The 21773-nt window shown below is 44.7% G+C and carries 21 protein-coding genes; 13 read left to right on the forward strand and 8 right to left on the reverse strand.

The window, feature by feature from the left end:
- Positions 1-9 precede the first annotated feature (9 nt).
- From ACF8EG_RS22505 to ACF8EG_RS22525, 5 genes are read left to right on the forward strand one after another with little or no spacing between them, the layout of a single operon-like run.
- Positions 10-1437 (forward strand): PTS mannitol transporter subunit IICB, encoded by a 1428-nt coding sequence (locus ACF8EG_RS22505; RefSeq protein WP_392419814.1) that lies wholly within the window; start codon positions 10-12, stop codon positions 1435-1437.
- 47 nt (positions 1438-1484) lie between these two features.
- Entirely contained in the window at positions 1485-2756 is a 1272-nt protein-coding gene (locus ACF8EG_RS22510) for a zinc-binding dehydrogenase (protein WP_069505798.1), read from the forward strand.
- Between the two features lie 59 nt (positions 2757-2815).
- A complete protein-coding gene (locus ACF8EG_RS22515) occupies positions 2816-3334 on the forward strand; it encodes an MltR family transcriptional regulator (RefSeq protein WP_005462031.1) in 519 nt (172 codons plus the stop codon).
- Positions 3335-3343: 9 nt separating this feature from the next.
- On the forward strand, positions 3344-4078 hold the full coding sequence (locus ACF8EG_RS22520) for a nucleoside/nucleotide kinase family protein (protein WP_021450709.1): 735 nt from the start codon (positions 3344-3346) through the stop codon (positions 4076-4078).
- Between the two features lie 25 nt (positions 4079-4103).
- Positions 4104-4850 (forward strand): phosphatase, encoded by a 747-nt coding sequence (locus ACF8EG_RS22525; protein ID WP_053815330.1) that lies wholly within the window; start codon positions 4104-4106, stop codon positions 4848-4850.
- Between the two features lie 76 nt (positions 4851-4926).
- On the opposite strand, the gene ACF8EG_RS22530 is transcribed toward ACF8EG_RS22525, so the two are convergent.
- The gene (locus ACF8EG_RS22530) at positions 4927-5691 is read right to left on the reverse strand and encodes a hypothetical protein (protein ID WP_062905396.1); all 765 of its coding nucleotides are present in this window, start codon (positions 5689-5691) and stop codon (positions 4927-4929) included.
- A 65-nt stretch (positions 5692-5756) separates the two neighbouring features.
- The gene (locus ACF8EG_RS22535; RefSeq protein ID WP_005462056.1) at positions 5757-6092 is read right to left on the reverse strand and encodes a helix-turn-helix transcriptional regulator; all 336 of its coding nucleotides are present in this window, start codon (positions 6090-6092) and stop codon (positions 5757-5759) included.
- Positions 6093-6235: 143 nt separating this feature from the next.
- Here ACF8EG_RS22535 and ACF8EG_RS22540 point away from each other — a divergent pair, with 143 nt between their 5' ends.
- The 3 genes from ACF8EG_RS22540 to ACF8EG_RS22550 all read left to right on the forward strand — a co-directional run bounded on the left by ACF8EG_RS22540 (position 6236) and on the right by ACF8EG_RS22550 (position 8961).
- On the forward strand, positions 6236-6547 hold the full coding sequence (locus ACF8EG_RS22540) for a hypothetical protein (RefSeq protein WP_025793905.1): 312 nt from the start codon (positions 6236-6238) through the stop codon (positions 6545-6547).
- Between the two features lie 711 nt (positions 6548-7258).
- Entirely contained in the window at positions 7259-8416 is a 1158-nt protein-coding gene (locus ACF8EG_RS22545) for an amino acid permease (RefSeq protein ID WP_005462067.1), read from the forward strand.
- A gap of 215 nt (positions 8417-8631) precedes the next feature.
- A complete protein-coding gene (locus tag ACF8EG_RS22550) occupies positions 8632-8961 on the forward strand; it encodes a hypothetical protein (RefSeq protein ID WP_069505800.1) in 330 nt (109 codons plus the stop codon).
- Positions 8962-9007: 46 nt separating this feature from the next.
- On the opposite strand, the gene ACF8EG_RS22555 is transcribed toward ACF8EG_RS22550, so the two are convergent.
- The 4 genes from ACF8EG_RS22555 to ACF8EG_RS22570 form a co-directional block, all read right to left on the reverse strand.
- On the reverse strand, positions 9008-10879 hold the full coding sequence (locus tag ACF8EG_RS22555) for a methyl-accepting chemotaxis protein (RefSeq protein WP_025503254.1): 1872 nt from the start codon (positions 10877-10879) through the stop codon (positions 9008-9010).
- A 446-nt stretch (positions 10880-11325) separates the two neighbouring features.
- A complete protein-coding gene (locus tag ACF8EG_RS22560; protein WP_005462024.1) occupies positions 11326-12690 on the reverse strand; it encodes a YjiH family protein in 1365 nt (454 codons plus the stop codon).
- 468 nt (positions 12691-13158) lie between these two features.
- On the reverse strand, positions 13159-13830 hold the full coding sequence (locus ACF8EG_RS22565; protein ID WP_015313010.1) for a YoaK family protein: 672 nt from the start codon (positions 13828-13830) through the stop codon (positions 13159-13161).
- A 153-nt stretch (positions 13831-13983) separates the two neighbouring features.
- Positions 13984-14385 carry a GFA family protein gene (locus ACF8EG_RS22570; RefSeq protein ID WP_005487761.1) on the reverse strand — a complete coding sequence of 134 codons (402 nt, stop codon included), beginning with the start codon at positions 14383-14385 and terminating at the stop codon, positions 13984-13986.
- 160 nt (positions 14386-14545) lie between these two features.
- Here ACF8EG_RS22570 and ACF8EG_RS22575 point away from each other — a divergent pair, with 160 nt between their 5' ends.
- Both ACF8EG_RS22575 and ACF8EG_RS22580 read left to right on the forward strand, forming a co-directional pair.
- On the forward strand, positions 14546-15175 hold the full coding sequence (locus tag ACF8EG_RS22575) for a hypothetical protein (RefSeq protein ID WP_069505802.1): 630 nt from the start codon (positions 14546-14548) through the stop codon (positions 15173-15175).
- A gap of 124 nt (positions 15176-15299) precedes the next feature.
- Positions 15300-16583, forward strand: a complete 1284-nt coding sequence (locus tag ACF8EG_RS22580) for a peptidoglycan DD-metalloendopeptidase family protein (RefSeq protein WP_011106286.1) — start codon at positions 15300-15302, stop codon at positions 16581-16583.
- Between the two features lie 53 nt (positions 16584-16636).
- Here ACF8EG_RS22580 and ACF8EG_RS22585 read toward each other — a convergent pair whose 3' ends face one another.
- Positions 16637-18457 carry a bifunctional diguanylate cyclase/phosphodiesterase gene (locus ACF8EG_RS22585; RefSeq protein ID WP_069505804.1) on the reverse strand — a complete coding sequence of 607 codons (1821 nt, stop codon included), beginning with the start codon at positions 18455-18457 and terminating at the stop codon, positions 16637-16639.
- Positions 18458-18705: 248 nt separating this feature from the next.
- A complete protein-coding gene (locus ACF8EG_RS22590) occupies positions 18706-19593 on the reverse strand; it encodes a LysR family transcriptional regulator (RefSeq protein ID WP_025633029.1) in 888 nt (295 codons plus the stop codon).
- Between the two features lie 107 nt (positions 19594-19700).
- Between ACF8EG_RS22590 and ACF8EG_RS22595 the strand changes: the two genes are divergently transcribed.
- The 3 genes from ACF8EG_RS22595 (at position 19701) to ACF8EG_RS22605 (ending at position 21719) form a co-directional block, all read left to right on the forward strand.
- Positions 19701-20894 (forward strand): multidrug effflux MFS transporter, encoded by a 1194-nt coding sequence (locus ACF8EG_RS22595; protein WP_025793915.1) that lies wholly within the window; start codon positions 19701-19703, stop codon positions 20892-20894.
- A gap of 210 nt (positions 20895-21104) precedes the next feature.
- On the forward strand, positions 21105-21452 hold the full coding sequence (locus ACF8EG_RS22600; protein ID WP_005461912.1) for a hypothetical protein: 348 nt from the start codon (positions 21105-21107) through the stop codon (positions 21450-21452).
- 132 nt (positions 21453-21584) lie between these two features.
- A complete protein-coding gene (locus ACF8EG_RS22605) occupies positions 21585-21719 on the forward strand; it encodes a hypothetical protein (RefSeq protein ID WP_005461920.1) in 135 nt (44 codons plus the stop codon).
- The last annotated feature ends 54 nt before the right edge of the window (positions 21720-21773 follow it).

Here is a 21773-nt window from a genome sequence, read left to right on the forward strand (position 1 = left end):
GAACATAACGTGAAAGCAAACATGCGAGCCAATGTGCAAGCCTTCGGAGGTCATTTGACCGCCATGGTGCTGCCAAATATCGGAGCCTTTATCGCTTGGGGCTTTATTACTGCACTCTTTATTCCTACGGGCTGGATGCCAAACGAAGCCTTTGGCGAACTCGTGGGGCCAATGATCACTTACTTGCTGCCACTTTTGATTGGTTACACCGGTGGTCAGATTGTTGGTGAAAAACGCGGCGCGGTAGCGGGGGCTATCGGTACGATGGGCGTGATTGTCGGGGCTGACATACCGATGTTTGTTGGCGCAATGATCATGGGCCCACTGAGTGCTTGGGTTGTGGTGCAAGTGGATAAACGTATTCAACACCGCATCCCTTCTGGTTTTGAGATGGTGGTCAACAACTTCTCGTTGGGTATTGTCGGTATGTTGTTGTGTTTGTTCGCCTACGAGATTGTTGGCCCTTCAGTCACCGCAGCAAACTTGTTTGTGAAATCAGGCATCGAAGCCTTAGTTGCGACGGGTTTCCTGCCTCTGTTAGCGATCATTAACGAACCAGCAAAAGTGTTGTTCTTGAACAACGCCATTGACCAAGGTATCTATTACCCACTAGGCCTGCAAGCGGCCGCAGAGACGGGCAAGTCCATCTTCTTTATGGTGGCGTCTAACCCAGGCCCTGGTCTTGGTATGCTGCTGGCCTACGCGAAGTTTGGCCAGGGTTTGTCTAAACGCTCTGCGCCAAGCGCCATCATCATTCACTTCTTTGGTGGTATTCATGAGCTGTACTTCCCATACGTACTCATGAAACCAATCATGATTGTGGCAATGATTGCTGGTGCGGCGACAGGTATCGCAACCTTCAACCTACTTGATGCTGGTTTGGTCGCGGGTCCAAGTCCAGGCTCTATCTTCTCTTACCTTGCTCTTACTCCGAAAGGTAGCTTCATCGCGACCATCGCAGGTGTGACAAGTGCAACGATTGTCTCTTTCTTAGTAGCAAGTGCGATTTTGAAAGTGAGCAAATCAGAAGAAAAAGAAAGCGAGTTTGAGAAATCAGCTTCTGACATGAAAGAGATGAAAGCGGAAGGCGCAGTTAAGCCAGTTGCGGCAGCTGCGACGACGCAAGAACCGAGCAAGCCAATTTCATTTGTCGCATTCGCATGTGATGCGGGTATGGGCTCTAGTGCAATGGGCGCATCGACCTTCAAACGCAAGCTGGTACAAGCTGGGATAGAGATTGAAGTGAAGAACTTCGCCATCGAGAAAGTCCCGAGTGAAGCCGATATCGTCGTGACACACGAGAGCTTAGAAAGCCGCGCGGTCAACGCGACAGGTTTACCAGTCGTAACGATCAAGAACTTCCTCAACGACCCAGCGCTTGACGAGCTGATGGATAAGATTAAGCAACAAACGGTCGCGACTGAGCAACCAGCCTAACAATGCAGTTTGGGGCGGCAGGTATCGCCCCAATTAGGAGAGAAATCATGGTACAAACAACGGCAGCGGTTATCTGTGGTGAGAAAAACGTTCAATTAAGAACCTTTGATTTACCAAACATTTCAGCCGACGAACTTCTGGTTAAAAACATTTCAAACAGCATTTGTCTATCCACTTACAAAGCAGCATTGTTAGGTAGCAAACACAAACGCGTTCCTGAAAACATTGACGAAGTGCCAGTGATGACAGGTCATGAATACGCAGGTGTGATTGTTGAAGTCGGTGAGAATCTAAAAGATCAATTCAAAGCTGGTGACTACTTTGTTTTGCAACCTGCCATGGGCTTGCCAACAGGCTACTCAGCGGGCTACAGCTATGAGACATTTGGTGGCAACGCGACGTATTCCATTATTCCTAAAATCGCTATCGACCTAGGCTGCGTGCTGCCTTACCACGGCGATTACTTTGCTGATGCGTCGCTTGCTGAGCCAATGTCTTGCATTATTGGTGCGTACCATGCGAGCTACCACACCACGCAATACGTGTACGAGCACGATATGGGCATCAAAGAAGGTGGTGCGTTAGCGCTTTTGGCGTGTGCTGGCCCAATGGGGATTGGTGCAATTGACTATGCGATTAACGGCCCTGTAAAGCCAAAACTGATCGTGGTGACGGACATCGACGCTGCGCGTTTAGACCGAGCTGAAAGCCTCATTCCGGTTGCAAAAGCTAAAGAGCAGGGCATAGAACTGCACTACGTGAATACCGCTCAAATAGACGATCTGGTCGCGTATCTCAAAGCACTCAACGGTGGCAATGGTTATGACGATGTAATGGTCTACGCGGCGGTTGCTCAAGTGCTAGAACAAGCCGATGAGCTACTTGGCAATGATGGCTGCCTCAACTTCTTTGCTGGCCCAACGGATAAGAATTTCAAAGTGCCGTTTAACTTCTACAACGTGCATTACGAATCAACCCATATTGTAGGAACGTCTGGTGGTTCAAAGGGTGACATGGTGGAATCTATTGAGCTTTCCTCGCAAGGCAAGATCAATCCATCGTTCATGATCACACATGTTGGTGGCTTACAAGCTGCGCCACATACGATTCTGAATCAGTTGGATATTCCGGGCGGTAAGAAGTTGATTTACCCACATATTGACCTGCCATTGACGGCGATTGATGACTTTTTATCGTTGGCAGACCAAGACCCGTTCTTTGCGGAGCTCGATGCGATTTTGTGCGCGAACAACTATGTGTGGAACGCGCATGCAGAAAAAGCGTTACTTGAGTTTTATGACGTGAGCTTAACGGTTTAGTTGCAACGAACATGTGTGGTAGCCTTTGCGCTGCCACATAATGGAGAGGTCATAAGACGTTGTCACGTGAAGACGAATTACTGGAGAAATTGGATGAGTGTGAAAATGCTACTGCGTTTCTTCAGGTTTCTAACAAAATAATTAACCTCAAGTTAAAAGCATTACTTCCGAGTGTGTTCGTCCAAGACGACTTAGTGAAGGAGTATGCTGTGGATCCTTTATTGAGAGAAGATGGGCCATTGGTCACGACCGATGTTGTCTCCAAGTTGATGTTTGCGATGGGGAAAATCTCATTACAAACTTATGCAGACATTGGCTTGTACGATCAGGTATTGGAGTATGTGGTTACTCAGCCTGAAAAGATCGCGTTTACAGATGATGTGATTTATGACTTCATCAAAAACCAAGCTGTACTCTCTTCTCAGCAAGACTGCTTTTATCTTGAGTCGATCAATCAGCTAAAGTTCTCTTCGTTTGAGTCCTTTTCGCAAATGAGATACGAATCTCTCATCAAAACAGTGCTCAAGCTGTCGTGTGAAATGTTGATAGAAAGAATCGAAGAGGAAATCAATCAGTAAGGGTTCACCATGAAAGTGAATTTAAACGTCAGTGGCTTCGAAACCGAAGCAACCTTTCCCGATGCCGACGTAAAACGAATCCATCAGCCTCTTATCGAAAAATTTACTCGCCTCTACCATGAGAAGCAGGAACGCATAGTGGTGTTCTTGTGTGCACCTCCGGGCAGCGGTAAGTCGACACTCGCTGCGTTCTGGGAATACCTGTCGGAACAAGATGAAAGCCAAGAGCCTTTACAAGTGCTGCCGTTTGATGGTTTCCATTATCCAAATGAGATCCTCGACAACAATACGATTGAACGAGATGGTGAGCTCGTGTCTCTGCGCAGTATTAAGGGGGCCTATCAAACATTTAATCTGACGGAGCTTATCGACAAGCTCAAACAGCTCAAAGTGAAAGATCCGAAATGGCCTTACTACGACCGCAATTTGCATGATCCAGTCGACGACGCCATTTTAGTGAATCGCAATGTTGTTGTCGTTGAGGGGAATTGGTTACTGCTTAATGAACCGGTGTGGAATGAACTGCATCGTTTGGCAGACTTTACCGTCTTCGTCAATACACAGCCTGAGTTTCTGCAAGAACGCTTAGTAAACCGTAAGATTCGTGGTGGCACCGCACCAGAAGCCGCATTAGCGTTTTATTTAAACTCAGATGCCGTAAATGTAGATAAGGTTTTAAATCATTCAATTCCCGCGGATCTCACGCTGTTTCTCAATCAAAACGGTTCGTTCGAAATTCGATAATTTGTCCACAATTTAGGAGGTCACCATGGATATCGTCGTTGATAGCCACACCCATACTATTGCCAGTGGACATGCCTACAGCACCATTTTAGAGAACGCATTGGCAGCCAAGAATAAGGGGCTAAAACTTCTTTGTACCACCGATCATGCTCCCGAAATGCCAGGAGCCCCTCACTACTGGCACTTCAATAATCAAAGAATTTTGCCCCGCTTTTTGCATGAGGTCGGTATTCTCCGTGGCGTTGAAGCCAACACTTTAAACGTCAAAGGCGAGATCGATCTTCCGCTTTCCTCTGATCAACATCTTGATTGGGTAATTGCTAGCTTTCATGAGCCCGTTTTTAGACCCGCAACCGAAGCGGAGCACACTGCCGCGCTAATTAACGTCATTAAAAGTGGCAGAGTGGACGTGTTAGGGCACTTAGGTAATCCCAATTACCCATTTGATATGGAGCAAGTGTTGCGTTGCGCTAAATCCCAAAATGTGGCGATTGAGGTGAACAATACGTCTCTCACAGGCAAGAGCCGAAAGGGCAGTGATGCGCGCTGTGATCAAATTGTTGCCTTAGGAAAAGAGATTGGCGTGTATTTCAGTACCGGCTCTGATGCGCACTTTTGCGAAGAGATTTCAAAACTGGATCTCGCCATCGAATTGCTGGAAAAACATGGCGTGGAGAAGGACAAAATCCTAACGACTTCAACCCGTCGTTTCTTGAAGTTCTTACTACTCAGAGGTAAACCACGCATTCCTGAGTTCGACGCGTTTTACTGATGTATGTGCATGAATAATCAAAAGTAGACCCCGCCAATCGGCGGGGTTTGTATTAGTTATGTACAAACTTGCTTACTTACAAAGGTGACTCAACGACTACATATTTACGATCTGCCCTAAGTGGCGCAAACCATGTGTCTTGGTATTTGAAATAGCTTTGCCCGTCTATCACTACCGTCTGCTTGGTGTGGGGAAGTGAGTCAACAATTTCGCCAAGCTTATAAGGGCTTGGGGTTTTCCTAGTGATGGTTTTGCTTGCCTCTGTTGTCGTAGTGCTCACTTGGTTAGGAGAGGCAGAATAAGAGTTGGGTGAGGTTGTCACAGTACTTAAGCTCGTTGTTGTTGACGCTGAGTTAGGTAAAACATCACTACCACTGATGACTGTGTAATTTCCGGCTGGTGGGTTTTGGACATACACGTAACGACTGCCGCGCTGTTGATAATAGGCGTCTTGCACAATGGCGTAGGTCACTCCAGCGAAAATCGCAAACGTAGCGATGCCAACCAGATCGTTATGGTAATAGTAATAACGACCACGATAAGGTGGATACCAATAACCAGGTCGCACATAAATGAAAGAGGAATGGTATCGCGGCGGTCTTATTACGACGGGTGGACGATGGTAGTAAGGCGGTCTGTAGTCGTGTGAAGGGCGATGGTGATGCGGCGGCCGAATCGGTCGCACCGGACGATTTACAGGGTGACTGTGGTGCTTATTGCCCGGTTGCGTAATGGGTTTCACCGAATGTTGCGGATGAGGTTTTGCCTGTAATGCTGTTGTGCCAAGTATCATGACAAACACACTGGTCGCAAGCCCTCTGAAAATTGATATGCAGTTCATAAAACGCCTCCCCTTGATATTGGAGAGTAGGGTGCTCAAAACATAAGTATAACAGAGCGAAACAATTAGGAAGCGTTAGGATCTGAGCGTTGTTCAAGTACTAGAGATAAGAGGCGCACCAGTAGGGACTGCGCTTCAGGTGATAGCAGCCGAGCAACCGTCACCAAATCTTCTGCGGTTACGTGTTCTATCCCCCTAATATCGAGCGCGATATCGAGGTCAGTCAGATTTAGAGAGCGCAAAATAGAGCGGTATTGCGAAAGTTTGAGATCCGATTCGCCTCGCTCGATGCGTTGGTAGGTTTTGACGCTCATCCCTGCAATATTTGCCATTTGTTCACGCGACAAACCGTGCTCTTTTCGTCTAATAATGAGCGCTTCAACGATAGGGTCTACGTGCATGGCTTCTCCAGATAGGACAGTTTTGACCTAATCAACGCAAGAAGTGGACCACTTTAACCACCCTATCTTTACCCGATTTTAAAAAGGGTATAAGAATGGCGTTCTAATTAAATGTGCAATTATTTCAGTCCGTTCTTATAAAAATGGAAAAGCATCAGTCATATAAATCAATTACAGCAAAAGTCTCTATTCGCAAAATGCAACGCATTTTAGTTCAGCTGCTGAATGAAATTGATGAGAAACACCGCGCTTCAAAAGAGAATGTTGTGACATTGACTCGGCAGTCACAGCATCGTCTGATGAGCTATAAAGAGCTTTATCTTCACCGTGAGGCTATAGCCGAAAGTGAACTGCTGTTGGCGTATGAAAGCATGAGTGATACCGAGAAACAGATAGCTGATATGGGGCTATCAGAACTAACTTATGCCATTGAAGCACTAGATAGAGCGTGCTAACGCATTGCACAATATCGTCAACGATTGGATTGTGTTGAATAAAGGGAATAATAAACAAAGAAGAGATGCAAATGCTGGGGAACCACACCCAGCATTCGGACACTCATTTACCTAAATTTTCGAACCGTAAATCAGTGTTTAGAGGTATGTGAACCGAAGCGAGTCGGTACGCAGCGAATAATAGCGATATTGTCTGATCTAGGCTACGTCCTTGGAATCTAATACCTTAATCTAAACTGTAAATTAATTTGTACACATGCCAATAATTGAGCGCTCCAGCACGTTCTTTTTCTCATTAAGCGATAAAAGACTAACTAGCGATGAAAATAGCAACATATCTATTGCTCCATCAAAGGGTTGTTAAAATATATCGCTGTAAGACTGACCTTTTGCTTTTCAATCGTCCTAGTTATGCCTTACAATCTTTTTCGAACCAAATCCATTCATAAAGAATGGGGTTGATGATTCCAGATGAACGATTTTGCTTCGAACCCAAAGTTGTCACATCTCATCAACCATTAACATCGCCCAAAACGACTCCCGATTCATTCATGTGCAATTGAACTAACCACCTTTTGCTGCATGTTTCTTGTGACTGGGGCTCTTGTATCCATTTTCTGGCTAAGAGAGAAGTAGGGTCGTTTTGTGTCTGTGCTCTGGATGCTGCACAGCAGGCGAGAGATAAACGGATTGAATTTAGAGGTATTAACCGTGAACCTAAAACTTGTCGGCAGTTCCCTGATCGTTGCAGGTACTGCTCTTGGCGCTGGTATGCTTGCCATACCTATGGTGCTTGCTCAATTTGGCCTCCTTTGGGGCACTCTTCTTATGTTGTTCATCTGGGCTGGAACGACTTATGCCGCTTTGCTTCTACTTGAAGCGAGTTGCAAAGTCGGTGGTGGCGTAAGTATGAACGCAATCGCCCGCGAAACACTTGGTAAAGGCGGTCAGTTAGTGACCAATGGTCTGCTTTACGCGTTGCTTGTTTGTCTATTGATGGCTTACATCATTGGCGCTGGCGATTTAGTGCAAAAAATCACGGCATCAGTCGGCCTTTCTGTTTCCACTGTTTCTAGCCAAGTTGGCTTTACTATCTTAGTGGGTCTGATTGTTTCTGCTGGCACTGGTGTGGTCGACAAGCTGAACCGTGGTCTGTTTATCGGTATGATTGTTGCGCTTGTTTTAACGCTGTTTGCTCTTGCTCCTAGTGTTTCATTCGAAGGCCTAAACGAAGTCGTGAGTAGCGACAAAATGGCACTGATCAAAACCAGTTCTGTGCTATTCACCAGTTTTGGCTTTATGGTCGTCATTCCTTCGTTGGTGACTTACAACAAAGAAGCGAGCAAAACTCAGCTGCGCAACATGATCGTTGTCGGCTCTACGATTCCTTTGGTTTGTTACCTATTGTGGTTGTTTGCGGTTGTGGGTAATTTGCCGCCACATGAGCTGGTACAGTACTCAAACGTCACTGAACTTATCTCGGTTCTTGGTCAACAGTACAATGGCTTGGAGTTTATTCTGTCCATGTTTACTGGTTTGGCATTGCTAACTTCATTCTTGGGTGTGGCAATGGCGCTTTACGACCAAAACGCGGACTTGCTCAAAACCAGCAAGCCAGTGGTATTCGTCACCACATTTATTCTGCCGCTACTTGGTGCTGTATTTGCTCCGGAACATTTCTTAGCAATTTTAAGCTACGCAGGCATTATTCTTGTGTTCTTGGCAGTTTTTGTTCCATTGTCGATGACAATGAAAGTGCGCCGTGTACCTGTCGAAGACAACAGCGTTTACGAAGCTGGTGGCGGTGTGATGGGCATGAGTATGATCTTCCTGTTTGGCTGCTTCCTACTATTTGCACAAGCTGTGTAATACAAGCACATTGAATACATGAGCCGCCCGTTGAGAAACGAGCGGCTTTTTTAATGGCAATGACATAAGTTTTACGAGAGATGACGGCTTTGACGTCGTGCTGATAATTGTTCATAAGCTCTGACCGAGAGGTGATACTCCTTAGCGAACAACTGACATGTGGTAAGCAGATGCTGACTAATATAGTGATAGTTGTATCGATAAGGGGAGTCGTTGTGTCAAAGCAATTATCTGTTGCCATGGTTGGCGTTATGCTGTCTTTGGGTGTGTTCAGTGCGGAAGCGATGGCAGATCCAAAACACAGACACGGTCATAAACACGAGCATCATCATGACCATCACCACCATAAACGTAAGCACAAGCATAAACACCGACATCATGATGTGATTGTGGTGAACCCAAGGCCGCCAAGGCACCAATACTACTATTACGACCGCATTCCTCGTAATAGCACTTACATTCAAATTGGTAACTTTACGTATTTAAAAGTGGATGACCATTATTATCGTCGTTCAAGTGACCGATATATCTATGTAAAACTATAGATACAAAAACAGCGAGCTAGGCTCGCTGTTTTTGTTGATGAAAGGTCTAAACCGTAAAGCGATTTAGGATTTCATCCTGCTTGCGTACATTGTCGTGTTGAGATTGCATCGCTTCGTTAGTGCGGTTTGCAGAATCAGCAACTTGAGTGGATAGGTCTTTAATATTGACCGTGTTGTTGTTGATTTCTTCCGCAACAAGGCTTTGCTCTTCTGCCGCAGAGGCGATTTGCAAGTTCATGTCTGAGATACGTTGAATCGCATCACGAATGCGTTGTAGCGCATCATTCGCCAAATCAGCTTTTTCTACCGCTTCTACAGCACTGCCTTTGCTTTGATGCATTGCGCTTGCCACCGAAGAAGCACCAGATTGTAGCTGCTCAATCATGCTGCGAATTTCTGTTGTCGATTCCTGTGTACGCTGTGCCAGTGTGCGAACTTCATCTGCCACTACAGCAAAACCACGACCAGATTCACCTGCGCGTGCAGCCTCGATTGCAGCATTCAATGCAAGTAGGTTGGTTTGGTCTGCAATATCGTTGATAACTTTAAGAATCGTTTCGATGTTTGCTGTTGCTGACTCTAACACTTGAACTTCTTCAACAGCCAAATCGATGCTGTCTGAGAGCATATTAATGGTTTGTGTTGATTCGCTCACCACTGATGAACCTTCAATGGTTGCTTGATCGGCTTCTTTCGCAGCGCTTGCGGCGCCTTGTGCGTTGTTCGCAACTTCTGTCGCGGTGACAGACATTTCGTGCATTGCGGTTGCCAGTTGCTCCAATTCTTGAAGCTGAGTTTGAATGGCACCAGCGGAGTCGCGGGCGCCTTCTGCCGTGATTTGAGTACCAGTAAGAATCTGATCAGAGATCGATTTCGATTCAATGATCTGCTGCTGAAGATTTTCCATGAAGGTGTTGAAGTTTTTCGCTAGCTCAGAAAACTCCTGATCGGTGTCAGTTTCTAGGCGTTGCGTTAAATCACCTTTGCCAGATGCGACGTCTTTAATTGCTGTGTTTAGTGTATCTAGCGGGCGCATTAGGGTTCTGATCAGAAGTGTTAATGCGATAACTGAAGCTAGTACAGCGATGATTGAGTAAATGATCGCGCTATTACGTAGCTCTCCAACCACTGAGTAAGCTGCCGTTTCATCAATGATTGCGCCCACATACCAGTTCTCACTTGGGATATGAGTAAGGCTAACCATGTAAGGATTGTCATCAACTTCGATGTGTTGAGTCGCCTTATTTAGGTCAACTTGCGGTAGGTAGCTATTGAGCTTTTCACCGTTGTACTTACTTTGCGGGTGCGCAATCGTCGTACCATCGTCAGTGACTAAGAACAAGTAACCAGCATCAAACAGGTTCACTTGGTTAACTAGGTCGGAAAGGGTAGTTAGCTCTAGGTCGTAAAACATGCCCGCCAAGAACTGGCCGTTTTGTTTTACTGGCGTACCAACAGAGATGATTACATTCTTAGATGATGCATCAACATAAGGGTCGGTAACCACCAAATCGCCTTTGTTTTTGGCTGCGATAAACCAAGGGCGTTGTCGAGGATCATAATCAGGCCCTGCATCCCAACCGTCGTCGTTTTCAATCACGAAGCCATTACTTTCGTAACCAAAACCAATCGCTAGGAAGCTCGATTTCGGAGTTGGCTTCTCAAGAATGTCTTTTACGTATGTGCGGTCGTTTGGCGATAGTTCTATGATCTCTGTGATCGAGCGTGCGAGATCTTTCTTCGCGTTCATTTCGGATTGAACGGTGTTGCTCACACTGGTCAAAATCTCTTTAACGCTTGAATTGATGTGCTCCTGAGTTTGAGAACGAATCGTCATAACTTGTTGCGTCGATAGTAGCGACACAGTAATTAGCAGCAAAATTGAAGAGGCGGTGACAACCTTATGTCTGAATTTCATGAGTTTTCCTCTAAGTCTCCCGGATAGTTTTCTTCTGCTTCCACCTCTTTTTTGGTTCGGGTGAATTCGGCAGAAAAAGAAACCTGTTGTGTTTGATTACTTTCTTATCGACATCTTTATCAAAAACATGAATCCATTTGTTGTCTTTTTTAACCAAAATTAAACAAAACGGTGATTTGAGTTAAAACTTGTGAGTTTGATCTGATTAGTGAGCCATCTTAATGAAAGCGTCATAATGAAAGGAACTGCTTAAAGAGTACTGTTGTTAACAGGTTTGATTGAGGAGTTTAGTAAAGTTTTATGTATTATAAATAAGCATTTATTGAGGTTTTTTCTTTGTAAATTATAGAGTTTACGTTGGGGGGCGAAGTTAAGTGGGGAACTAAGCCAAATTTTAGTTGTAAAAAAGGCCCCGACGGAGCGGAGCCTTTGTGTATGCTTTGATTTTAGAAAATCAGATGCGCAACACCAGCAATCACAGGAAGTGTAATCAGCGTACGCAGAATGAAGATAACAAACAGTTCTACGATGTTAACTGGAATCTTGCTACCTAGTAGTAGTGCGCCAACTTCTGACATGTAAATCAACTGAGTAACAGACATTGCTGCGATAACAAAACGAGTCATTTCGTTGTCGATAGATGCCGCCAGAATCGCAGGGATAAACATATCTGCAAAGCCAACCACGATAGTTTGCGATGCTTGTACTGCTTCAGGAATTTGTAGCAACTCTAAGTAAGGAATGAATGGCTGACCAAGGATCTCAAACACTGACGTGTATTCAGCAATCACTAGTGCAACGGTACCCAAACCCATAACCACAGGCAGTACGCCAAACACCATATCGATAGCGTTGTGTACGCCTTCTTTGAATACAGACTGAACAGATTTTACTTCTGCAGCGCGTTTTAGAGCTAAGTCCATGCCCCATGAGAATGTCGTGTGACCTTCTGGCACTGCATCTACATCTTCTGCTGGCTTGCTGCCGTCAATGTAACGGTCTTTTTTCAGGCTTAGAGGCGGTAAACGAGGAATGATAACCGCAGCCACGATACCTGCTAAACAGATAGCTCCGTAGAAAGGTAGGAACAGGTGTTCAAGTTGAACCTGAGCAATAACAACTAAGCTGAATGTGATCGATACCGCTGAGAACGTTGTACCAACAACTGCCGCTTCACGTTGAGTGTAGAACTTGTTTTCGTACTGCTTGCTTGTCAGTAGGATGCCCACACTGCCATCACCCAACCATGATGCCATACAGTCGATCGCACTACGGCCAGGTAGGTTAAATACCGGACGCATTACTTTACTTAATAGCGCGCCAAATAGTTCTAGAAGACCGAAGTTAAGTAGTAGAGGAAGCAGAAGGCCAGCAAAAATGAATACTGCGAATAGCGTTGGTAGAAGACCAGTTAAAACAAGGCCGCCCGTGTTTTCTTCCCAAATCGCTTTTGGACCTACTTGGAAGAACGTCATCAATACCGCAGCACCACCGATTAGGCGAACAACAAGCCAAAGTGGAGACGGGTTGAAAAGTCCGTTTAAGAAACCGTTACGAAGGATCGCTGCTGGCTTGAAAATTTTACAAAGAACAGAAGCGACAGCCATGAAAGCGATAATAGCGGTAACGATAGCAATAAGTGCATCGCCAAGTAAGGCAGGAATGACTTTTGCCATGACTGCAACAGGGATAGTGAGGTCGCCATTGTAAGAAATAGGCGCCATAAACAGCAGAAGACCGATTAGGGATGGAATGAAGAACATCCAAAAGTTGCCCTTAGGTGCTTCAGTAGCATTGGTGTTGTTATGCATAGTTTTCTCGTGTTACTACTAGTCAATACTCGCCATATTCCATGACATAAATATTCACTAAACATCCGTATTTAATCACAGTAATGCGGAGGGTACCCGCAAACTGCATCCATTGCAATACTATTCATTAAATACATGTAGTTATTCAGCCGATTTATCGGATAAATTGCCAAATAACGCCATTGTGTATATGAAAATGTTGCGCGTGTTAGAAAATTGTAGCACGAGAGGCGTGCTGTGCAGATTCTTATGGGGTGCAGTGTGACTGGAATAATAAAAAGACGGGCAAATGTGATTACGATCTCACGTAAATTACCTTGGTTTTTAGGCTTAACCTTAGTAGTACTAAGGGTTATAGAAGGCTGTATTGAGTGTTATATAAAGAAAGTTGAGACAGTCGAAGGTGGATTGGAATGAAGCAGAGTCGCAACGGATTCATGCATTGATGGCTGAATCCGTTGCTTGAAATTAAGCGTTTTGGTTGCGACTGATGGAGTAAAGGTAAGCCCAGTAAATTAGCGCGATACCAAAGGCTAAAATTGCAGGAAATACCAGAGCGTACAAGCCATAAGCCATAAATAAGGCAGCGCCGACGCTCCCGCCTAGTAAAAAACCAAAGAAGATGAATAGAAACAACTTAGCTTTACGGCGGTCAAATTGACGTCCTCGTAAGCTCTCACCAATCATAATGCCAAGGTCGGTAATGATCCCCGTCATGTGTGTCGTTCGGACAACTGCGCCACTAAAAGTGGTGATCATCGCATTCTGCAAACCACATGCTGCTGACGCTAAGTATTGGCCGTAGGAGTCGCCCTCGACCAAGAAGCCTAAACTTAACAGTAACAAACTCCCTTCAATACAAAGTGCCACACCATAGCGTCGGCCAAGCTTTAAAGCGCTACTCTCAATAAAGAAGCCGCTAAACGCAGAGCCAATCAAAAAGCTGAATACGATAAAGAGCAGGTGAATGGAATTATCCATACCTGTTAATAGGCTATTCCCTAGCTGAGTTACGGTTCCGGAAAGATGCGTTATCGCTTGATGTTGAAAGCCGAGAAGACCAACGGCATTGACGCAGCCCGCGAGAAGGGCAAGTAGAAACGCGCCATATTCCACCCAACGAGGAAGTCTGGAAATCACAATAAAACCCCACCAAATGTTAGGAGCAGATTATAACGCTCACACTGAGTTACGAAACCTTTTCCTGTTCAACTCGGTTGATCATTCTCAAAAAAATCTCATTTATAGAGCTTTTGCTCAGATAACAACAAGCCAATAAAGGGGGATTCCCCTCTATTGAATGTGTTCCATTGTGCACTCGAAACTCACCCAGCCATGTTTCCTTTGCTCATAAATCGAAACTTTTGGTTCATGAAATTCGGTGTTATTGAAAATTCCAACGGGAACAACAACGATTTCGGGAGCTGCGGATAACAACAGTCGCATCGTCGTGCCACAAGCAGGGCAAAATTCGTATTTCACTTCATTACCATCGTCGCTGATTCTGGTGTAGTTGGTCGTGTCACCATCTAAAATGACCTGCTCCTTATCGAATTTGGCCTGGACACCAAAAACGCTGCCTGTTCGTTTCTGGCATTCAAAGCAGTGACAAATAGAGGTTCGCAGAGGTTCATCTTTACAGCGAAGTTGAACTAAGCCACAGGCGCACTCTCCGGTGTGAATTATGTTTGTCATCGTTATTACCTATCGATTGCCCACTAAACAGTTTATACCTAAATCCGCTCGAGTGATTTCACGATACTTGGTTCATCGAGATTTGAGTGTATGCGGTGATCCTATTCGAATTGGTATATACTCCGAACACAATTTTTAGAACAAAAACAAGGAAGTCGCCATGGCTCGCAGCAGAATTCTGCCAATTCCACTCATTCTTCTTATTCCTATCGTGCTATTAGTGATTGTTATCATTGCTGGTGTGTATCGCTTTAGCTTGTCTGATGATGAAATCATGGCCAAGTTTCCGCAATCAGAAGTGCAATCTAATCCTATCGTTGCCGAAGTATTGGGAGTGCAAGCGAAGAATCCGTGGACAATTCAAGTACCAGAGCAAAATGCCGTCTCTTTTTTAGAAGAGTGGGACAAGGAGAATGGCTACCTGATTGGTCAGTATGATGCAGGCGCGACAAAGGGGCAGATTTTGGTACCGACCGCGTTTATCGCTAAACGTGAAATCAACAAAGAATTTTGGATTGCGGCGCCGATGATTGTTACGACTCAAGGCTCAGGGGCATTTTATTATGTTGGGTTATTTAAGTTTGATCCGATCCCGAGCCGAGTGGTGTTGCTAGACAGCGTGTTTATTGGTGATCGAGTTAAATTTGCTCAAATCAATTGGCAAACGGATACCAAAATCGCTATTTCATTCCTAACGCATGGCGAAAGTCAATCCATGTCAGATGAGCCAAATCAATCAAATTCAGCCACTCTAACCCGTGTAGGTAATAACCTACATATGCAACAGTGATGAATTTTTTTTGACTTCTGTAAAAATTAAGTGTTTTCTGCGCTAGATCTCGAAATTTCATAGTGATTTCTTATACGGGAATGCATAAGCTATGAGCCTTGTTTGAAAGGAGATAGTAATTCCCGTGTCTACAAATGAAATTACAAAACGGTTGCCGAATCTGACAAGTCGTAGAGCGCTACTGTTATACTCCTTGCCAGTTTTAGTTGCGATAGGTGTTTCTCACTCTCTCAAAGAGTCATCTTTAACTAAAACCATCGCATTAAACCTGCCAGAATCGCAGGTTGTTGAACGAATTCTTGATGCGACGACTGCGGAAGTCGTCACTCCACCTAATTTTGAGTATCAAATCCAAGCTGGCGATAATTTAAGTACTATCTTTAGCCAACTCGGTTTCGGTTACAGTTCATTAATGAAAGTAATGGAAACGGATTTGAACTACCTCGCACTTGATACCTTAAAGCCTGGTAATACGCTGCGTTTTTGGCGCAATGATGCCACAGGCGAGCTAGAAAAAATGGAACTGCAATTTTCGATTGCAGATAAAGTGGTTTACCAGCTGAACAGCGATGGTGGCTATGACTTTACCGATATTTCCATTCCTGGTGTTTGGCGTCAGGAGCCGCTAGTTGGCGTAATTCAAGGCAGTTTCTCTTCTTCTGCGAATCGTTTAGGTCTGAGTTCTGCAGAAATCAGCCAAGTGGTGAGCTTGCTAAAAGAGCAGGTGAACTTTGGACGTGATCTTCGTGCGGGTGACCGATTTGAAGTGGTTCGTCGTTCACAAACTATCAACGGTGTTTCAACTGGCAAGAATGAAATCGAAGCGATCAAAATCTACAATCGTGGTCGTGAGATAACCGCGTATCTTCATACGGATGGTCAGTTCTACAACGCGAAAGGTGAAAGCCTACAGCGTGCGTTTCAACGTTATCCTGTGAGCCGTAGTTGGCGTATCAGTTCTGGATTTAACCCGAATCGTTTACACCCAGTAACAGGCCGTGTTGCACCGCATAACGGTACTGACTTTGCTGTGCCAACTGGCACACCAGTAGTGTCGACGGGTGATGGTACTGTGATTATGACCCGTAAGCACCCATATGCGGGTAACTACGTTGTTGTTGAGCACGGTAACAAATACAAAACGCGTTACCTGCATCTAAGCAAGATCTTAGTGAAGAAAGGCCAAAAAGTTTCTCGCGGTCAGCGTATCGGCTTGTCTGGTAAAACAGGCCGAGTTACTGGTCCACACCTTCACTATGAATTGATCGAGTACGGACGCCCTGTAAACGCGATGCGCGCGAATATTCCGATGGCGAGCTCTGTTCCTAAGAAGGAGATGGCAACCTTCATCGCGAATCGAGATGAAATGGATAAGCTGCTAAAAAACAAAGAGAAAGCGGTTTTATAGCTGTTTAGGCTCTTAATCGAAACAAAAAGACCAAGCTAATTGCTTGGTCTTTTTTATGCGCGTTTGACTTGTCTATCGTTAATCATGTGTACCAATTCATCGACGTTGTGTGGGCGAGAATAGAAGTAGCCTTGAATATAATGGCAACCCATGTCGATAAGCTTATTTAACGCCCTGTCGTCTTCTACGCCTTCTGCAATTAAGTCGACATCCAACAGTTGAGCTAACTGGGCTATCAGATACACCACTTGCTCTGACGTTTTGTTCGAGAGCATATTGCGCACAAATGTGGCGTCAATTTTGATGCTGTCGATAGGGTAATTATGAATGTAATTTAAGCTCGAATAGCCAGTGCCGAAGTCATCCAGTGCGACTTTAAAACCAAGATAGCGAAGCGAGTTCAAAACCATCTGCTCGCGTCCACTTTGTGAAAGCAAAACAGTTTCAGTGAGCTCTATAACAAAGTCCGAAGCATCGTGACCGTATCGCTCGAGCAAGGTTGTTAGGTGGTTGATGTAGCGGTTTGAATCGACCAGTTCGTGTGCAGAGCAGTTGATGGATAACTTCACGGTATAACCGAGGTGAGCCTCTAACTCTTGCTTCGCAATACATGCTAACTCTATGATTCGCTCACCTAATTCGATGATTAATCCCGATTGCTCAGCCGCTTCAATAAACTCCGCAGGGGAGATGTTGCCATACACACTGCTGTTCCAACGAGCGAGTATTTCAAAGTAATCCCAGCGATCATTGTTTACATCAACAATCGGTTGTAACACCACGTAAAGCTCATGACTTTCAGTAATGCTCGTGCTTAATTGAATGCGCATTGCTTCAATCAGTTGCGTTTGACGATGATAAAGCGCACTTAAGTGTGTGTCGTAATGTTGAATTCGTGTGTCACGGTGTTTTTTGCAATCTTTCAACGCTAAGCTGGCATTTAGGATCAGTTCATCACTGTTGAGCATGTGAACAGGCGCTCGTGCAATGCCAATGCTCACGGTAAAAGAAATACGATTGGATTTGTCACTGTAACCGGCTTCAATTTTATTGAGCACTTCCTGACATACAGCCACGGGATCTTCATCGTAAATAATAAAGGCAAACTCGTCGCCAGCGACGCGAAAAGCGTTATTTGGGGAAGACAAGCTCTGTTGAATCGCATTTGCAGTAAACTTGATGATCTGGTCACCAATGTAGTTCCCGTTGATGTCGTTTATCGATTTGAAGTTGTCGATATCTAAATACGCCAGATTAAAAGGGCGGGTGGCTTGCTGCGTTAATGTTTCGAGCGTATCTGCCAAACAGCTGCGGTTCAACAAACCGGTGAGGTTGTCATGGGAGACTTCGTAGCTAAGTTGGTTTAGGAGTTTGTCCGAACGCTCGCTGACCCATTTTTCACGAAGGCTATGGATAATCACATTGGCATAAAAGCGATGAAGTTCGAGCGCATCTTGTGCTTCTTTCGCGTGAATACTTCGCGTAAAAGTAGACAGCAAAATCCCAAGCACTTCGCCACTTTGTGTTTTCAACGGGAGGCCAAGGTAAGCTTGAACGCCATCATCCTGAAACATCTGGTCTTCAGGAAAGCGTTTATAAACCTGATCTTGGTAAAAGATGTGCTCGCCAATGTCTTTCGCGACTTTTTCACATGGCGTGCCTGACAGGTGGTAACTGAGGTTATCTGAGATCTCTCCGCCACCTGCAAAGGAAATGGTGTGCACAGCATGTTGAAGATGAGCCACTTCAACAACGCATGTACAATGACTCTTCAACTGTTGATGGATATCTAAAGTCACTCTGTTGAGCAGAGCGCTCCCATTGAGCTTCAATATTTCATCAAGCTTTTGGACACTGATTTGTACATGATCCATTAAACACGTTACCTAGCCGTTATTAATTTCATATCGTGCTTTGATAGTTGTGCGACACGACGACTTATAATTTGATATGCATCAAGTAAACTATCGTGTACTTAAGGAGATTTTTCAAACTTTGAATCCCAACAGACAAGGAATTAACACTAATAGGTGAGTCTAGTAAGACTAGAGTGTTATCAAAGTTTGAGGCATTAATTTCAAAGTAGTCGCTTACTCACACATTTAACAAGAAAACTATCAAATTAGATGCGTTTTTCTTCTTCTAAACGGGATTTTAGATAGTCGAGGAACAATTGGGTGCGTGTGTGTTGATAATCCAGTTTTGGGTAATACGCATACACCGTAGCCTCGTCGGCTGTAACATCCGGCAAAATAGGCACTAGCGCCCCGGATTTTAAATCGTCTTTGATCATTACGTTGTTGGTCATCAAGATACCCATTCCGCGTTTTGCACCATGAAACAAAGCTTCAGGATTGGTCGTTGCGAAGTTGCCTGACAAGCTCACTCTTTTCCCTCGGTTGGTTTTGATCTCTCTTGCAGGTTTTTCTCCCCAAATCAAAATATTGTGTCTTGTCAGCTCTTCAACATTTTGTGGCGTGCCGTATTTTTCTAAGTAACTCGGCGCTGCATAAAACTGAGCTTTGTGTTCGAACAGCGGGGTGGCTTTAAAGCTTAATGAATTGAGCTGTTCTAAATGACGACTGATGAAGAGATCCAAACTCAGTTCCGGCAGTTGACCGGGTAGCGTCGTGGTGAGTTGCAGAGTGATATCGGGGTATTTTTCTAGAAAATCATCAAGGTAGTGGACTAAAAACTTAGAACCTACCGCCAACGTTGCGCCAATCTTTAACAGACCGGCCGGAGACTGGTTTACTGAGCGAGTTTCGTCTAACACGGACTGCCAAGAGTCAAGTTGCACTTTGGCTCGTTCGTAGAATAGGGCGCCAGCTTCGGTTTGACTTATTGAACGAGTGGTACGCTTGAGTAACTGGACGCCAATTTTGTCCTCTAACCACTGGATACGCTTGCTGATGGCGGAGCTTGTCGTGTTGAGCTTCCGGGCGGCTGCATTGAAGCTGCCTTCTTCGATAACTCGAATGTAACTTTGTACACTTTGAATCCAGTCCATTAGGTCCTCCGAGGAAATAATTCCTTTCCAATTTAGCTGATTATCATCGTTGAGTATCAAATATACACTGTTTGCAATAAGTCTGTAATACAAGTGGGAGGGGACTAGTGCGTAAAACACCGTTGTTACTTGCGATGATGATCATTGCTACTGGCCAGGTTGGCGTCAGTATCTATCTTCCCTCTTTACCGCTCATTGGCCATGACCTTAACTTGCCACAACCTTCGATTCAGAGTTTGGTGACGTTATTTTTGGTTGGTTTCGGTGTGTCACAGCTATTTTACGGTCCGCTTTCTGATGCCATTGGACGACGACCGGTGTTTATTCTCGGACAAAGCATCTGTTTAATCGGTACCGTCATTTGTATTGTCTTTGGCGATAACATTTCTGCACTTGAGGCAGGGCGATTGCTGCAAGGATTAGGAGCCGGCAGTGCCTCTGTTTTAGGGCGTTCAGTGCTACGGGACAGTTATGACGGTATGCAGTTAACGAAAGCTTTGTCGTATATCTCTGTCACTGCTTCTGTCATGCCGATTGTTGCGCCTCTTTTTGGCGGATGGATTGCGTATCACTTTAGCTGGCAAGCGGTATTTGTCTTTGTGCTGCTTTACTTGTTGGCGATATTTATCCTTGGCTACTTGGTTCTGCCAGAAACGCTGCCGTATCCAAAACGCAAGTTCGAGGTAAGGCAAGTCTTGGTGAATTACTTCTACTTGCTAACGAACAAGCAAGTTGTCGGGAGCGCCAGTTATAACTGGTTAAGCTACCTATCTGGTTTAGTAACATTGTCGTTATATCCATTTTTGATGCAGCAAGAATTGGGTTTAACCGCAGCTGATTATGGTTCTTTGATGATTATCCCGTCAGCTGGTTTGTTGATGGGGAGCGTCGTCCTCAATTTGATCAATAACCGTTATAAAGCACAGCAAATACTGTTGATGAGCTTTGCGATTGTCGCGCTTTCTGGGTGTTTACTGTTGGTGACGCCGTTTACGGTTGCATCGTTGCTGGTTGCATTCACGTGTTTGAGTTTTGCGCAGGGGATGTCTTTTCCTGTTTCGATAAGTTTGTTGTTGTCTCCGCATAAGCAGCAAGCTGGGGCAGTGTCTGCATTGTCTGGCTCAATTCAAATGTGTTTAGCGGGTTTGTTTGGTGGCTACTTGGTTGAAAAGTGGGTGACGGATCAGCATCAGCTAGGCATCTTTTATCTTTTTATCGCTTTAATTTCTTGCATCGTACTGGTGGTTAGCCAATATCGAAGGGCACCTCGTCAGACTGCGCAACCGGAAGCTTCCAGTTGAATGTTCTAGCGTAGGGAAATGTACTTGCAAGGTTAGTGGCTCCTTTCTAAAATGCGCAGCTAAATTAAGTCAGGCTTAGTGAATGACTTGAGGAAATCGCACTGAACTTGTTTCAATCAAGGGAACAAGGTTTGGCGCGGTACTTTGATTCAAGCTAGCGCAGTAGTTTCTGCAAACTGACAACTCGCTCTCCAATCGTTAGGTGAAAGAATGCAACAAAACGAATTTGAAACACTGGTAAAAGAAATTACCTTGCAAGAAAACATGCCAAAGGCGCTAGAACTACTTAAAGCGTGTGAGGAAGAAGAAGTTGCACAAGCGGCAGAATCCCTAACTGGTCAGTTTGGTCTTGCAGAAGTTGATGGCGAAAAACGTATTTACCACATCACTCTACAAGAAGACGAGTCCGGTGTAGAGCAAGAATATGTTGAGCATGTCATGAATGAAGGAGACAACATGATTAAGTTTGCAGCTTGGTTCTTCGAAACTTTCTTTGAGATCAAGCAGAAAGACACCTACATGGCTGCAGGTAAAACTTACCAGCAACCGAAGCGATAAACAGACTTTCTAAAAAATCAAAAAGCACTTCCTGAAAGAAAATTACAAAATAAACGTGACGTGCATCTTGTTTTTGTCTTATTGTGGTGTAAAATTACAACATAGTTAAGTCAATACATTCAGGAGAAGGTCATGGGTAACGAAATTGGTGGTGCTTACATTGGCCAGATGATTGCAAAAGACGCGATGCACAAAGCGCTTTACGGTAAAGCGAAGAAGAAAAAAGCTTCTATTTTTGCTCGTGTTATGAAAAAACTGGCGAATTAATGCAGAAAAGCCCTGATTGAAAAATCAGGGCTTTTTGTTTCTATCAACCAAATA

Origin of the sequence: Vibrio sp. YQ_11, from assembly GCF_043103065.1 — a bacterium.
Taxonomy (GTDB): Bacteria; Pseudomonadota; Gammaproteobacteria; order Enterobacterales; family Vibrionaceae; genus Vibrio; species Vibrio parahaemolyticus.